We start from the raw sequence: 14,412 nt of genomic DNA, 5'->3' as shown, positions 1-14,412 counted from the left end.
ATTTCAATTTTATAATAAAATCCTACTGATACCCAGCCGCCTGCAACTTAAACAGCTCCGAGTACAATTTTGGGTGCGCCATCAATTCTTCGTGGGTGCCCAGCTCCAGCACTTGACCGTTTTGCAATACCAAAATACGGTTTGCCATACGCACGGTGCTAAAGCGGTGGCTAATAATAATGCTGGTTTTGCCTTTGGTGAGGGCTATAAAGCGTTCAAAAACATCAAACTCCGCTTGGGCATCCAGCGCGCTGGTGGGTTCGTCCAGCACCATAACATCGGCGTCCTTCATATAGGCGCGGGCAAGGGCCACTTTTTGCCACTGCCCGCCGCTTAGTTCTGTGCCTTTGTAAAACCTTCTGCCAAGGCGTTGTTCCAGCCCGTCTGCCATTTCTGAAACCACTTGTTCCGCAAGGCTTTTGCTGGCAGCGTAGTTTATTATTTCGTCGTTCTGTACTTGGTCTATATTGCCCACGGCTATGTTTTCGCGCAAGGTAAACTCATACTTGAAAAAGTCCTGAAAGATGACGCCAAAACGTTTTCGGTATTCGTCTACATCAAATTTGTTTATGTTGATGCCGTCCAAAAGTATTTCACCCTGCGTGGGTTCGTAAAAGCGGAGGAATAGTTTTATAAGCGTAGTCTTGCCCGCCCCATTTTGACCCACGAAAGCCATTTTTTCACCTGCCTTTAGGGTAAATGTTACGCCTTTTAGCACTTCGGTTTCGCTACCGGCATAGGCGAAGTGAAGGTTATTAACCTGAAAACCTTCCTTAATGTTTTTGGGCATAGGGGTTTTAGCGTCGGCATTTTGTTCAACGGTTAAATCAATAAAATCAAAATAATCCTGCAGGTAGAGTGCACTTTCGGAAATACGGGTAAAGCGAGAAAAGAAGCCCTGCAAATTGCCGCGCAAACGGTTAAACGAACCAGAAAGGAAGGTAAGTTCCCCAATGGTAATCACGCCCGTAAGCACCCGCAGAATAATATACACATATGCGCCGTAATAACTGAGCACACCCAAAATGTTGAACAGCGAGCCGTAAAAACTTTGCCTAAGCGAGAGTTTTTTGTTGATGAGGTAATAGTCGTTTGAAAGACCTTTAAAACGCTCCGCGATAAAATCGGTAAGGCCGAAGAGTTTTATCTCTTTGGCAGTTTGGTTGTTGGCGCCAATGAAGCGGAGGTAATCCAGTTCGCGGCGTTCCGCGGTCCAACTGCGCGCCAATGAGTAACGCGTACTACTGAACTTGGCTTCATTAATAAATGACGGAATGATACTGAGGATAAGGATCAATATCAAAATAGGTTCAAAATAAACCAATCCTGCAATCAGCGAAACCATAGAAATCAAGCTTTCCGCTTGCCCAAGCGCATTGGTCATTAAATCAACCCTGCTGTTGGTTTGGGTACGGGCGCGTTCCAGTTTGTCGTAAAACTCTGGGTCTTCCAGTTGGGCAATGGTAAGCTCGGCGGTTTTGCGGATAATTTTTTCCGAAGACATATTGGAATATAAATCGCCCAAAAGTCCGTCGGTTAGGTTTATCAATCTTCCCAAGAGATCGGAAAGCACGGCAACAGAGAATTCAATTATTACGTAGTTCCATAGTTGTGTGAAATCTTTGTCTGGTAGGGAGACTTGCAGGATTATTTCGTCAATAATCATTTTCCCCACCCACAGGATTACTACAGGCGTGAAAGCGTTGAGCAATCTGCTAAAAGCGTTTAATAGAAACAGTTTTGGACTGCTTCGGTATATTTCCCTAAAAAATCGTGGGATGGTTTTTAGGGCTTTAAAAGAATCCTTGACGCTAGTTTTCTTTTCTTTTTCTGTAATAGATTTTGGTGTGGGTCTTGCCAAGGTTTAATGATTAATTTGTAATGAATAATTGATAATGTGTGATGAATAATTTCTACTTCAAAAAGCTTAATGCTTATAGCCTAAAGCTTACTGCTATAAATTTAGAGTATTTCATGATTTACAAAGCTATTCTAAAAAACGCAACTATCTTTGCGCAAAAATTTTAATAGTTGGCACTTTCCGATTACACCCGCGAATTTAAATACAATACCAAACTGGCAACACCCGTGATTTTGGGAATGCTAGGGCACCAAGTGGTGGCGTTGGTTGATAATATTATGGTGGGCCAGTTGGGGACTGCTGAGCTTGCCGCTGTATCCCTGGGAAACAGTTTTATGTTTATAGCGATGTCCTTGGGTATTGGTTTTTCTACGGCTATCACGCCTTTGGTGGCCGAAGCCGATGGCGAAGGAAACCGCGAAAACGGGAAATCTTCCTTTAAGCACGGCTTGTTTTTGTGCATTGTTTTGGGGGTTGCGCTGTTTGCCTCAGTAATGTTTGCAAAACCCTTAATGTATATAATGAAACAACCGCCTGAAGTGGTGGATTTGGCGATGCCTTACCTGACATTGGTTGCCGCTTCACTTGTGCCGTTAATTATTTTTCAAGGTTTTAAACAGTTTAGCGATGGGATGTCCATGACGCGTTTCCCGATGTATGCTACCATAGTAGCGAATGTGGTAAACGTGATATTAAACTATATGTTTATTTTCGGAAAATTTGGCGCCCCGGAACTTGGCGTAGTCGGCGCGGCAATCGGAACATTGGTGTCGCGGGTGGTGATGGTTGCCTATTTGTGGTATTTATTAAGCCGAAAAGAGAAGTCGCGGTATTTTGTTACCAGCATTAAAATTTTCACTCTCAGCAAAGCAATGCTGAAAAAACTGTTGAACCTTGGTTTTCCTTCAGCTATGCAGATGTTTTTTGAGGTGGCTATTTTTACTTCCGCAGTATGGCTTTCAGGGATTTTAGGAAAGAATCCACAAGCAGCAAACCAAATTGCCTTAAACATCGCTTCTATGACGTTTATGGTGGCGATGGGCTTTAGTGTGGCAGCAATGATACGCGTTGGTAACCAAAAAGGACTGAAGAATTTTAAGGAACTTCGACGAGTGGCAATTTCCATAGTTTTACTGACGTCTATTTTATCCCTAATTTTTGCCATTGGATTTATATTATTCAATGGGGAACTTCCAAAAATATTCCTTGATTACAATAGCGTTACAGACTTTGCCGATAACCACGAAGTTGTTGCCATTGCAGCTCAGCTTTTGATTATTGCAGCCATTTTTCAGTTTACCGATGCATTGCAGGTGGTGGCACTTGGTGCTTTGCGCGGCATGCAGGATGTAAAAATTCCAACGGTTATCACATTTATTGCTTATTGGATTATTGGCTTCCCTATTTCATATTACTTAAGTATGGAAACATCTTTGGAAAGTATGGGAATTTGGATAGGTTTGCTGGCCGGGCTTTCGGCAAGTGGTATTATGTTATTCATCAGATTTAATTATCTTTCAAAAAAATTAATTAGACAGGAAACTATTAGTATTGAGTAGTTAGTATTTAGTAGTTAGTCCCCTTCAAAGGGGGATAGATTTTAAAAAAACATTGAATTATGGACTTTCCAAAATATTTATTAGGTGACAACAGCGAATTTCCCACAGCGATTTTCGTGATACATACGGAGTTCCCTCGTTTCATTATCAACCTTGAAAACGATGAGGTGGAATGGTTGGAAGATTTTGATGCAGAGGATCAAAAAGAATTGGAGAATGAAGCTGAAACTCTTATTCAAGGAGCTACCGATTTTTACGATCGGGAGATTTCGCTTTATGATGAGGATTGATTTTTTGGTGAATAAGTGAATAAGTGAATGCGTGAATATGTGAATGTGTGAATAAGTGAATTTGTTTCGCTTAAGATTTATAAATAATGCTTGACGAACTTTTAAAATACGATACTGAATTTTTCCTTTTTTTGAACAATCTAGGAAATACTTCTTGGGATGGTTTTTGGCTTTTCGTCACCGAAAAATGGTCTTCAATTCCTATCTACGCTTTTCTTCTTTATTTGATTTACAAAAATTACGGATGGAAGGGAACGCTTGTTATTTTGGTGAGCGTTGCACTAATGATAACGGCTACGGATCAAATAGCAAGTTTATTTAAATATGGTATTCGTCGTCCACGACCTTGCCAAGTGGCAGAACTGAAAGAACAAATGCGTTATGTTGCTGATGGTTGTGGCAGGTTTGGGTATTTTTCTGCACACGCGGCAAGCTCTATGGCTGCTGCGGTATTTTTAGGTTTAAGCCTTCAAAAATGGTATAAATACTTGCCTTTTCTATTACTTGTTTGGGCTGTCATTACTGGGTACAGCCGAATCTATTTAGGCGTTCATTATCCGCTGGATGTGATTTCAGGAATGGCCTTCGGTGGTTTGACGGGTTGGCTTTTTTACCTTTTGCAGAAGTGGGGACAGAAAAATTTTAAGACACAAAAAAACCTTTAGTATTTCAATTTTTGTCTTGTCGATCCCTTTAACTGCGCTCAGTATAAACTAAAGTCGAGACCTATCTGCCAGATTATAAACTTGAAATAAAAGAGACCCTTCGACTGCGCTCAGGGTGACATTCGTTTATTTTTTTGTAACAATAAACAATTCCCTGTAAAGCCTAGTTTTGTGGGTTCGGCTTTCTGGACCTTTAGGATTCATATCGTAGCGGGTTACGCGTTCTCTTCTAAAATTTGGAAAGGTTTCCTTAAAAAGTTGCAGCTTTTCTTCCTGCACGAGCACACCAAATTGATTTTCTTCAGGAACCGTCAAATTATCTTCTTCTTTTAAGATTTGTATTTTTTCACCGTAATCCCAAATAAGCTCGGGCGTCATATCTGAAAATTCGTAGACTTTTAAGTTTTGTTGCTTTTCCCAAGTTTGCAATTCTGAAAAGGCTTTGTATTCCGGATTGTTTGTTATAGCAGCACTTAGCGGAAGCCCGAACCAAATAACCAAAACAATAAAAGCTATTGTTAAATAAAAAACTGTTTCAATATTTCTTCGGAAAAGATTCCTGAACATAAAAATTCCGATGCCAAACAAAGCGACTGAAAGCAGTACAAACCAAACCCAATTTCCGGCAAGGCCATCTTTCAGAAAAATATAACCTCCAATAGGGAAAACAATTCCTATAAAAGCAATCAGTCCAAAATTGAAATAGACTGGAAATGTTTCTTTTTTGTCTTTTAATTCTTTAAATCTTCGAAAAAGGTATTCAATATAAAATCCCGTGTTCAGTGCCATTGGAATTAAAACAGGCAACAGGTAACGCGATTTTTTCTCGGGAATTAACGACAATAATATCACTGAAAGCATCGTCCACAGAAACGTGAACCAGTATGCTTTTTTGTTGAAAACCCTATTCTTTAAATACGGATAAAGCAAGCCGATAAACGCGGGAATAGTCCAAACACCACTCTGTGTAAAAAAGCTCCAATAATAGTAAAACGGCTTTGTTTCGTAGCTGATCCAGTTGGTTGTTTCGTTTTTAGTGATTTCAGCAGCGGCTGGATCAAATTTAAGTGTGTACCAATGCCACCAAGCTGAAACTATTGTAGCAACAATTAAAAAAGCTGCTAATGGCAACCAGCGGGATTTAAAGTTTTTGTATTTGTACACGATTCCAAAAGCAATCAAAAAGGGGAGGAGGAGGCCATACATAGAAACAGGTCCTTTACTCAAGAAAGAAAGCCCAAAGAAAAGTCCTGCCAACAAAGCATTTCGGTATTTGTGGGTTTCTTCTGTAAAAAATAAATAGAGCAGGTAAATGCAGACCACCATAAACCCGTGGGTATAAATATCCCATTGCCCATCGCGTGCCGAGGCAACAATGTAAAAAGACGTTGCCATTACCAGCGAACTGATGAAAGCATATAGTTTTTCTGAAGTAAGTTTTTTGGCGAGTTTATAGGAAAACAAAACCAAAAACAGCGTCATTATCGCTGCTGGAAGTCGGAGTGCCCAAATACTTTTTAACCCGAAAATAGCTGCCGAGAAAGCAGTTAACCACGTTGGTAAAGGTGGTTTTTGGTACCGCGGTTCGCCGTTAATGGTCGTTAGCAGCCAATTGCCGTCATGCAGCATTTCACGAGCTGTGATAAAATTGCGCGCTTCCATAATGTTTACGGGCAGCGAATCTAGATTTATAAAGAAAATAGCCGCGCAGGTTAATAAAAGAAGTAATAAATAGTTTTTTTCAACTTTCATAGCGCATTTGTTTTTTCCAGATAAAAATATTCCGAACGTAAATAATTAATCCAGCTCCGTGACCTACCAAAAGTACTGGGTCGTGCCTAAAAATTCCGTAAGTCAAAATTAGGGATGCTCCCAAAACGCTCATTCGCCAAAAGCCAACGGGTAATTGTGAGGTTTTTGTTTTTTCGGAAACAATCCATTGATAAACAAAACGCAGTGTAAAAATTACTTGTGAAATTATTCCCAAAAGCAAAAGCCACAAAGGGATTGCATCATTTCTGAAAAGTTTTTGGATATCGTATTCCCCGTTATTATATGCATACACAACCACGAGAATTGGAAAGATATATAGAAAAATCTGAAGCCATTTTGGCGATTTCTGCCACTCGCCCTGTAACTGTAAATTTCGGATGTAAATATAATACGTCAGCGCTTGCCCTAGCATAATTGCAAAATCATCGCGCAAATGGCCATAAACAAAGAGCAGGAAAGAAGCCAATAAACTTAGTTTCCAAAAGGTAGAAGGGGTAATTATTCGTTTATTTTTTTCAGAAAGAATCCATTGTATAAACAACCTTCCGCTGAAAAGGATTTGTGCCAAAAAACCAATACTGTACACAATCCAATTGCTCATCCTTTACTTCTAATTTCGTAGTTGATGTATTTTTTCTTCATCCAAAGGTAGGCGAAACAGTCCATCAAAGGGCCCAATAATCTATTCCAAAGTCCAAATTTAGCCGTTCCCGCCATGCGCGGAAAATGTTTTACAGGAACTTGCAGTATTTTTCCATTTTGCAAAAGAATCATTGCAGGCAAAAACCGATGAAGTCCATTGAACATTGGGATGCGTTTAGCGTAATCAGTTTTTATTACTTTAAGTGGGCAACCCGTATCGTCCATACCATCGTGGGTAAAAGCGCGACGAATTCCATTTGCAATTTTGGAAGACATATTTTTCACGAATTTATCCTTTCTATCAGACCGAACGCCAGTAACCAAATCGTATTCGCCTATTTGCTCGAGCAACAAATTAAAATCGGCTGGATCTGTTTGCAGATCGCTGTCAATATAACCCACCAACGGACTTTCAACGTGATCAAAACCGGCCTTTATTGCGGCACTAAGACCTCGGTTTTCTTTAAAGGAAATAAATTGAAAAGCTTCATTGCGGTTACAAATTTCTTCAATTAATGCTTGGCTATTGTCTTTAGAGCCATCATTTACAAAAAGAATAGATGTCTTTTTGGTCGCAATTTGAGTGTATGCCAGTAATTCCTTTTCCACCCTTTGCAGATTTTCTTCTTCGTTATAAACGGGTACAATAATTGTGAATTCGTACATTTATCTTTTTGAAAAGGTTTCTGCAAAAGTATTTCTTTTTTGAAGAATACCGCAGAACGTTAAAAAAGATGTTATTTTGCATGTGAAATTAATTATATGAAAATTTTAGTTACAGGGGCAGCCGGTTTTATTGGTTCGCACACTTCGGAAAGATTAAAGGAACTGGGGCATGATGTTGTGGGAGTGGATAACTTTTCACCCTATTATGATCTTGCCTTGAAAAAATTGAATGCAAAAGCGCTTTCAAAAAAAAATATTGAGATCCAAAAAATGGATTTGCGAAGCGATGATCTGTCAGAAAAACTTCCGAAAGATTTGGATTATATCTTCCACTTTGCAGCGCATCCAGGAATTTCAAATACTTCTTCGTTCGAGGATTATTTCAGTAATAATATTTTGGCAACTCAACGATTGCTTGAGTTTGCAGAAACTCTTGCTAGCAAGCCATTCTTTGTAAATATAGCCACTTCTTCAATTTACGGATTGGAAGCTACTTTTCCGGAAAGTGTTCCGCCCAAGCCTGCTTCGTGGTATGGCGTTACAAAATTGGCAGCAGAACAGTTGGTTTTGGCAAAGAGCCGTGAAAATAAACTTAAAGGAACATCTTTTCGTTTGTTCTCTGTTTACGGCCCGCGTGAAAGGCCAGACAAGCTTTATACTCGTTTAATTGATAGTGGCCTTAACAACAAACCGTTTCCATTGTTTGAAGGAAGCGAAAAGCATTTACGCAGTTTTACCTATGTGCAGGATATTGTAGATGGTATTGTGAGCGCTATTGGAAATGAAACTGTTTGTAATGGTGAGATTTTTAATTTGGGAACAGAAACCGAGAGCACCACTGCACAAGGAATAACCACTGTTGAAGAAATACTTCAGAAAAAGATAGCAACAGAAAAAAAGCCACCCCGTGATGGCGACCAGTCGCGAACCAAGGCAAATATTGACAAAGCCAGAAAATTGTTGGGATATAATCCACAAACAACTTTAAAAGAAGGCTTGCTTGCCCAGACTGAATGGTTCAAAAATAATTTTTAAAAAACTCATAATCAAAAGATTAAAAATTCGTTCTTTTATTAACTAACCAAGATTAATCATGGCTCTACTATCCAGCTTTTCTCCAAAAAGATTTCGACTTTTATGGTATTTTGTGGGGACGTTTATCGTTCTTTCAACAATTATTCGCCTTGTTTTTATTTTTTGGATGTTGGGAGAAGTGGATACTTCTTTTTTCAAAATTGGCAATACCTTGCTTATTGGTTTCCTTTTCGATGTTGGTACGGTTTCGTACTTTGCCATTCCGTATGCGCTCTATTTGCTGGTATTCCCGAAAAAATGGTATGGTTCTTTGTTTGATAGGATTGTAACTTGGTTTGGTTATACTCTTGGACTGGTTATTTTTCTTTTTTCCTTTTTTGCGGAAATCACTTTTTGGGAAGAATTCAAAAATCGCTTCAATTTTATTGCGGTCGATTATTTGATATACACCTACGAAGTTGTAAAAAACATTAATGAATCCTATCCAATTCCTTTACTGGTAAGCGGTATTTTGGTTTTAACGGCTTTGCTTCTTTTTATTACAAAGCGAAAGGGTGTTTTTCAAAAAACGTTTCATAACGACACCACATTTAAACAGAAGTTGTTGCCTACCACATTTTTTATAATCATTGCTGTAATTTTTGCACTCTTCGTAAAAAACAAGGATGCAGAACAATTTGAAAACCGATACAATAACGAAATCGCAAAAACAGGAATCTATTCCTTCTTTGCGGCCTTTCAAAATAACGAACTTTCGTTTACTGATTTTTACAAAACTATACCCGTAAAAGAAGCGTTCGCAGAAGTAAATAATGAATTTAGAATACGTGGAGACAGTTTACTCTTTCCCGAAAAAGAATTGATATACAGAAATATTGGCAATATAGACTCCCTTCCTGAGGCTAAACCCAATGTCATCTTTATTTGCGTTGAAAGTCTTAGTGCAAAATTTTTAGGCAGCTTCGGAAATACCGAAAATATTACACCAACTTTAGATTCGTTAGCAGACAACAGTTTGTTTTTTAACAATCTTTTCGCCAACGGAACCCGAACTGTTCGGGGCATGGAGGCCATCACCTTATCAATTCCGCCCACCCCGGGACGTAGCATTGTGAAGCGTGAAAATAATCAGCATCTTTTTACGATAGGCGAGGTTTTTAAACAAAAAGGATATGAACGCAATTTCTTTTACGGCGGCGATGGTTATTTTGATAATATGAATAGTTTTTTTGGCGGGAACGGTTTCAATATTGTAGATCGCGGTCGTGGTTTTTTAATGGATAAAAGTATCACCACAACACGGACCAATGTTGAAGATGAAGAAGTAACCTTTGAAAACGCTTGGGGAATTGCAGATGGAGATATTTATAATAAAGTAATTAAAATTGCGGATGAAGCTCACAACAACGGGAAACCATTTTTCGATTTTGTGATGACAACTTCAAACCACCGCCCATATACTTATCCTGAAGGGAAAATAGACATCCCGTCGGGCTCGGGGAGAAGTGGTGCTGTTAAATATACCGATTATGCAATTGGGGAGTTTTTACGAAAGGCCCAACAGAAAGATTGGTACAAAAATACCGTTATCATCATTATGGCAGACCACTGTGCCTCTAGTGCCGGACGCCAAGAACTGGATGTAAAAAATTATCATATTCCCGCACTTATGCTGAACTTGCCAAATACGGCTCCGCAAAAAGTTGATAAAATGGCTTCGCAAATAGATATTTTTCCGACGCTTTTTTCGATTTTAAACTGGAATTTTAATTCCAATCTATACGGCACAGATATTCTTAAGATGAAACCTGAGGAAGAACGAGCTTTTGTTGGCACGTACCGAAAACTTGGTTTGTTAAAGGGAAATAATGAAGTAATGGTGCTGGGCGACCAAAAGGTTTCAAATAGCTATCAGTGGAACCGAGAAACGAATGAACTTGTGCCAATAAAAGAAAATGATAATTTTTTAAAAGAAATTATTTCAAACTTTCAAACCGCAGACTATTTATTTTCAAACGGTGGATTGAAATTAAACAGCTTGGGTCTTGAGGACTAACATCCATTTTATTGTAAATCCGATTGCTGGCAAAGGTAAGAATGAACTTTCTGCCACTTTGCTGGAAATATTTTTTCCCAAAACGGAATTTTCAATTACTTTAAAGAAGACAGAATTTGTTTTGCACGCTACGGTTCTCACAAAAGCTTCAATTGATGAGGACGCAGATGTTATAGTTGCCTGTGGCGGCGATGGTACTATTAACGAAGTTGCCTCCTGTTTGGTAAATACTCCGGTTATTTTAGGCATTTTACCAATGGGTTCAGGGAATGGCTTGGCTTCCCATTTAAAAATTCCTAAGAATTTGAAAAAGGCACTTACTATACTCAAAAACCGAAAAGTAATTTCCATTGATACGGGAACTATAAATGGCGAACCGTTTTTCAGTAATACAGGTGTTGGTTTTGATGCACACGTTATTTCTGATTTTGAGGAAAATACTACACGACAACTTTTTAGCTATGTGCAATCTACGCTGAGAACGTTGAAGAAATATCACTTTAAAAATGTGGTGGAACTGAAATACAACGGAATCACCGAATTGATTTCTCCCTTTCTTCTTTTCGTTTCAAACTCTAACGAAATGGGCTATAAAATGAGTTTGACGCCACGGGCATCGCTGCAGGATGGGTTGCTGGATTTGGTTATCGTGCCCGAACTCTCAAATTTTAAACTTTTGATTTTTTCTATACTTTTTCTTTTTAAAAAACATCATTGGTTAAAGGAAGTTAGATTTACACAGGTCACCGCTTTGGAAATAAAAAGCTTGGATAACATTATTTTAAAAACCCAAAAAGACGGTGAGTTTTTTCTTCCGAAAGAGCCTAAAATTGAAATAGCCATTCATCCGAAGAATTTGAAGGTCTGTGTTTTATAATAGTCTATTTTTAGACTAAATTTTTTAGTCATGAAGACATTTGTAAGTAGTATTTCCGGCAAGGAATTTCCTGAAAGCGAAATAGTTCAAGTTAAGGTAATTCGAAAAGCTATTTTCGATTTGATAAAAAAGGAACATTCACATTTTAATCATAACAGCTATATATCTGTTTCAGAATTAAATCAATACCGTCAAAAATATATTTCAGAATATTTACTCAATGAGGTGGGCGAACTGGGAGAGCTTGAAAAGAATGTTTTGGAAACCATCGAAAATCAAGAGACACTTTCATCCAAAATAATTTTAGATGAAGCATCAGCTAAGTTTACCTATGGGCAAAGGTTGGCAGATAAAATAGCAAGCTTTGGAGGGAGTTGGAAATTCATTATCATTTTTGGAACTTTCATTTTTATTTGGATGTGTATTAATATCATTTTCTTGGCAAGTAAACCTTTTGATCCGTACCCTTTTATTTTACTCAATTTAATTCTTTCGTGTTTGGCGGCTCTTCAGGCCCCTGTAATTATGATGAGCCAAAACAGGCAGGAAGAAAAGGATCGGGAGCGTGGGAAACAGGATTATATGATAAATCTTAAATCTGAACTAGAAATACGGATGCTGCACGAAAAATTGGATCATTTGATTATCCATCAACAACAAGAATTATTAAATATTCAGGAAGTGCAAGTAGAAATGATGGAAGATATTATGAAGCGTTTGGAGAAGTGATTCACTATTTCTTCTATTCTATTGCCAGTAATTTCTCAGCCGCCTCAAAAGGCGTCGTCTTGTTTTCATCCAAAGCCTTCAACTGTTTTTCAAGTTCTTTTTTAACCAAAGGGTTTGCATAAAACTCGCTTTTCAATCTACTTTCAATGGTTTGCATCAACCAAAATTTGTTCTGCTCTTTTCTTTTGTGTTGAAAGTAGCCATTAGCTTTTACAGTTTCAAAATAGGTTGAAATTACTTCCCAGATTTCAGAAATACCTTCATTTTTGATGGCGCTACATAAAAGTGTTTTGGGCGCCCAATCACTTTCTTTTGGAGGGTACAGATGTAAAGCACGGTTAAATTCATTTTTTGCCATTTTGGCGGCTTTCAGGTTGTCACCGTCTGCTTTGTTTATTACAATTGAATCAGCCATTTCCATAATACCGCGTTTTATGCCTTGCAGCTCGTCGCCAGCACCAGAGAGTTTCAATAATAAAAAGAAATCGGTCATGGAGTGCACTGCGGTTTCGCTTTGGCCCACGCCCACAGTTTCAATCAAAATAACTTTAAAACCTGCGGCTTCACAGAGAATGATTGTTTCGCGGGTTTTTCGGGCTACACCTCCTAAAGTGTCCCCACTGGCGGAGGGACGTATAAAAGCATTGGGTTCTTTAACTAAATCTTCCATTCGGGTTTTATCGCCCAAAATACTTCCTTTGCTTATACTGCTGCTGGGATCTACTGTGAGAACAGCAACTTTTTTTCCTTCGGAAATTAATAGCTTTCCAAAACTTTCAATAAAGGTGCTCTTACCTACACCGGGCACACCAGTAATTCCAATACGAATAGATTGGTTGGCGTGTGGTAAGCATTTTTCAATTATTTCTTTGGCTTGTTGCTGATGTCTTTGAGCTGTGCTTTCAATAATAGTAATGGCTCGACTTAGTGAGGCCTGGTTTTTATTTAGAACTCCAGAAATCAATTCATCAACAGATTGCGCTTTCTTTTTAAAGTTTTTAAGATGTTTAACAGCCTCGGGATTTAAGGTTTCTAGCTGAGAAACACCTTCTTTTTCATTTAAAGCACTTATATTTTTTTTCTTCTCTGGCACAGTGTGAATTTAGGACAAATTTATGAATATGTTTTTTTAAAAACGGGTTTAACGCAGTATCTTGAAATTTAATAATTTTAAAATTCAAACGAAAATGAAAACTTTATATGAAGCTACCGCTACTGCCATAGGAGGCAGAAAAGGTCACGTGAGTACAGAGGATGGAAAAATAGATATGGAACTTTCTGTGCCAAAAGGCTTGGGTGGTGATGGTGGAAAAGGCACTAACCCCGAACAACTTTTTGGAAGTGCCTATGCTGCTTGTTTTGGCAGTGCAGTGCAACTTGTTGCCGAAAATGAAAAAATTAAATTGGGTGATGATATGAGCGTTACCGCAAACATCGAAATAGGAAAAACAAAAGAAGGCGATTTACAATTGCGTGCAACTTTAGACTGTTATTTGCCGGGCGTAGATGTAGAAACTGGAGAAAAGTTAGTGAATAAAGCTCATGAGGTTTGCCCATACTCAAGAGCTACTCGCGATAATATTACCGTTACACTGAATTTACTTTTGGATGAGTAAATTTTAAATATGTAACAAAAAAAAGCCCTGATTTCAGGGCTTTTTTTTACATTGCTTTTAGATTAATAACCTTTCCGCGTTCATTTTCTTTTTGCGGTTCCTCTTTTTTTTCCTCTTTCTTTTCTTCCACAAAAGGGGTTTTCTTAGGTTGCTGTGCTGCCTGCTTTATATACCACTCCAATTGATATTTCTGTTTTTCCAAAAGTTCAAGAATGCCATCAGGCAATTCTTTGCGTTCCAAAAGCTCATCATATCTTTTAATATTATTTCGGTCTCGGTTAATGCAAGAGTTCACGATGGATTCGGCATCAAAAAATTCAAGCGCTTCTTTAATTTGCTGCCAAGTACGGTCCAAGTTTCCTTTTTCGGCATCATCTTTCAAAGGTTCAATGTCACGGGAGTGAAGTTCGTTTGAAATGTCGTGGCTCATTCTGTTACGTTCAACAGCCATGTAGTTCAAAAACCTTTTTAAATCTGTAGTTTGGGCATCTTGTGCAGCGTTGTAATACAATTTTTCTGCTTCAAAACAAGCAACCAGCAGGCGGTTAAGTTTATCAAAATCTGCGTATTTCTTTTTCATAATTGTACAATTTTAACAAAGTTAGTATAAAAATGGTTCATTCAAAATTCTAATTCTCAAATA

At 38.3% G+C, this 14,412-nt stretch carries 14 protein-coding genes; 8 read left to right on the top strand and 6 right to left on the bottom strand.

Features of this window, described 5'->3' with window-relative positions:
* Nucleotides 1-22: 22 nt before the first annotated feature.
* Nucleotides 23-1,861: an ABC transporter ATP-binding protein gene (locus AEQU1_RS05035; protein ID WP_111879299.1), complete on the bottom strand. Its 1,839-nt coding sequence runs from the start codon at nucleotides 1,859-1,861 to the stop codon at nucleotides 23-25.
* A 170-nt stretch (nucleotides 1,862-2,031) separates the two neighbouring features.
* Here AEQU1_RS05035 and AEQU1_RS05030 point away from each other — a divergent pair, with 170 nt between their 5' ends.
* The 3 genes from AEQU1_RS05030 (at nucleotide 2,032) to AEQU1_RS05020 (ending at nucleotide 4,375) form a co-directional block, all read left to right on the top strand.
* On the top strand, nucleotides 2,032-3,420 hold the full coding sequence (locus AEQU1_RS05030; RefSeq protein WP_111879297.1) for an MATE family efflux transporter: 1,389 nt from the start codon (nucleotides 2,032-2,034) through the stop codon (nucleotides 3,418-3,420).
* 59 nt (nucleotides 3,421-3,479) lie between these two features.
* Nucleotides 3,480-3,710: a hypothetical protein gene (locus AEQU1_RS05025; RefSeq protein ID WP_111879296.1), complete on the top strand. Its 231-nt coding sequence runs from the start codon at nucleotides 3,480-3,482 to the stop codon at nucleotides 3,708-3,710.
* 86 nt (nucleotides 3,711-3,796) lie between these two features.
* Entirely contained in the window at nucleotides 3,797-4,375 is a 579-nt protein-coding gene (locus AEQU1_RS05020) for a phosphatase PAP2 family protein (protein WP_111879294.1), read from the top strand.
* 126 nt (nucleotides 4,376-4,501) lie between these two features.
* On the opposite strand, the gene AEQU1_RS05015 is transcribed toward AEQU1_RS05020, so the two are convergent.
* The 3 genes from AEQU1_RS05015 to AEQU1_RS05005 are packed head-to-tail and all read right to left on the bottom strand — an operon-like array spanning nucleotide 4,502 to nucleotide 7,456.
* Entirely contained in the window at nucleotides 4,502-6,127 is a 1,626-nt protein-coding gene (locus AEQU1_RS05015; RefSeq protein ID WP_111879293.1) for a glycosyltransferase family 39 protein, read from the bottom strand.
* Nucleotides 6,117-6,749, bottom strand: coding sequence for a lipid-A-disaccharide synthase N-terminal domain-containing protein (locus AEQU1_RS05010; RefSeq protein WP_111879291.1), 633 nt, complete (start codon nucleotides 6,747-6,749; stop codon nucleotides 6,117-6,119). The genes AEQU1_RS05015 and AEQU1_RS05010 overlap by 11 nt, the downstream gene beginning before the upstream one ends.
* Nucleotides 6,746-7,456, bottom strand: a complete 711-nt coding sequence (locus AEQU1_RS05005) for a glycosyltransferase family 2 protein (protein WP_111879290.1) — start codon at nucleotides 7,454-7,456, stop codon at nucleotides 6,746-6,748. The genes AEQU1_RS05010 and AEQU1_RS05005 overlap by 4 nt, the downstream gene beginning before the upstream one ends.
* Nucleotides 7,457-7,552: 96 nt before the next feature.
* Here AEQU1_RS05005 and AEQU1_RS05000 point away from each other — a divergent pair, with 96 nt between their 5' ends.
* Genes AEQU1_RS05000 through AEQU1_RS04985 form a run of 4 tightly spaced genes read left to right on the top strand, consistent with a single transcriptional unit; the run spans nucleotide 7,553 to nucleotide 12,153 of the window.
* Nucleotides 7,553-8,491, top strand: a complete 939-nt coding sequence (locus AEQU1_RS05000) for an NAD(P)-dependent oxidoreductase (RefSeq protein WP_111879288.1) — start codon at nucleotides 7,553-7,555, stop codon at nucleotides 8,489-8,491.
* A gap of 58 nt (nucleotides 8,492-8,549) precedes the next feature.
* Nucleotides 8,550-10,547, top strand: coding sequence for an LTA synthase family protein (locus AEQU1_RS04995; RefSeq protein WP_111879287.1), 1,998 nt, complete (start codon nucleotides 8,550-8,552; stop codon nucleotides 10,545-10,547).
* Entirely contained in the window at nucleotides 10,537-11,424 is an 888-nt protein-coding gene (locus AEQU1_RS04990; protein ID WP_111879285.1) for a diacylglycerol kinase family protein, read from the top strand. The genes AEQU1_RS04995 and AEQU1_RS04990 overlap by 11 nt, the downstream gene beginning before the upstream one ends.
* A 30-nt stretch (nucleotides 11,425-11,454) precedes the next feature.
* Nucleotides 11,455-12,153 carry a DUF1003 domain-containing protein gene (locus tag AEQU1_RS04985; protein WP_111879283.1) on the top strand — a complete coding sequence of 233 codons (699 nt, stop codon included), beginning with the start codon at nucleotides 11,455-11,457 and terminating at the stop codon, nucleotides 12,151-12,153.
* A gap of 13 nt (nucleotides 12,154-12,166) precedes the next feature.
* Here AEQU1_RS04985 and meaB read toward each other — a convergent pair whose 3' ends face one another.
* Nucleotides 12,167-13,246: a methylmalonyl Co-A mutase-associated GTPase MeaB gene (meaB, locus tag AEQU1_RS04980; protein ID WP_111879282.1), complete on the bottom strand. Its 1,080-nt coding sequence runs from the start codon at nucleotides 13,244-13,246 to the stop codon at nucleotides 12,167-12,169.
* A gap of 94 nt (nucleotides 13,247-13,340) precedes the next feature.
* Here meaB and AEQU1_RS04975 point away from each other — a divergent pair, with 94 nt between their 5' ends.
* Nucleotides 13,341-13,769: an organic hydroperoxide resistance protein gene (locus tag AEQU1_RS04975; RefSeq protein WP_111879280.1), complete on the top strand. Its 429-nt coding sequence runs from the start codon at nucleotides 13,341-13,343 to the stop codon at nucleotides 13,767-13,769.
* Between the two features lie 46 nt (nucleotides 13,770-13,815).
* On the opposite strand, the gene AEQU1_RS04970 is transcribed toward AEQU1_RS04975, so the two are convergent.
* Complete coding sequence (locus AEQU1_RS04970) at nucleotides 13,816-14,349, bottom strand: DUF2383 domain-containing protein (RefSeq protein ID WP_111879278.1); 534 nt, start codon at nucleotides 14,347-14,349, stop codon at nucleotides 13,816-13,818.
* Nucleotides 14,350-14,412 lie beyond the last annotated feature (63 nt).

It is taken from the genome of Aequorivita sp. CIP111184 (assembly GCF_900489465.1).
Taxonomy (GTDB): domain Bacteria; phylum Bacteroidota; class Bacteroidia; order Flavobacteriales; family Flavobacteriaceae; genus Aequorivita.
Note: the sequence above shows the minus strand (reverse complement) of the source record. Positions and strands in the feature narration are given on the sequence as shown.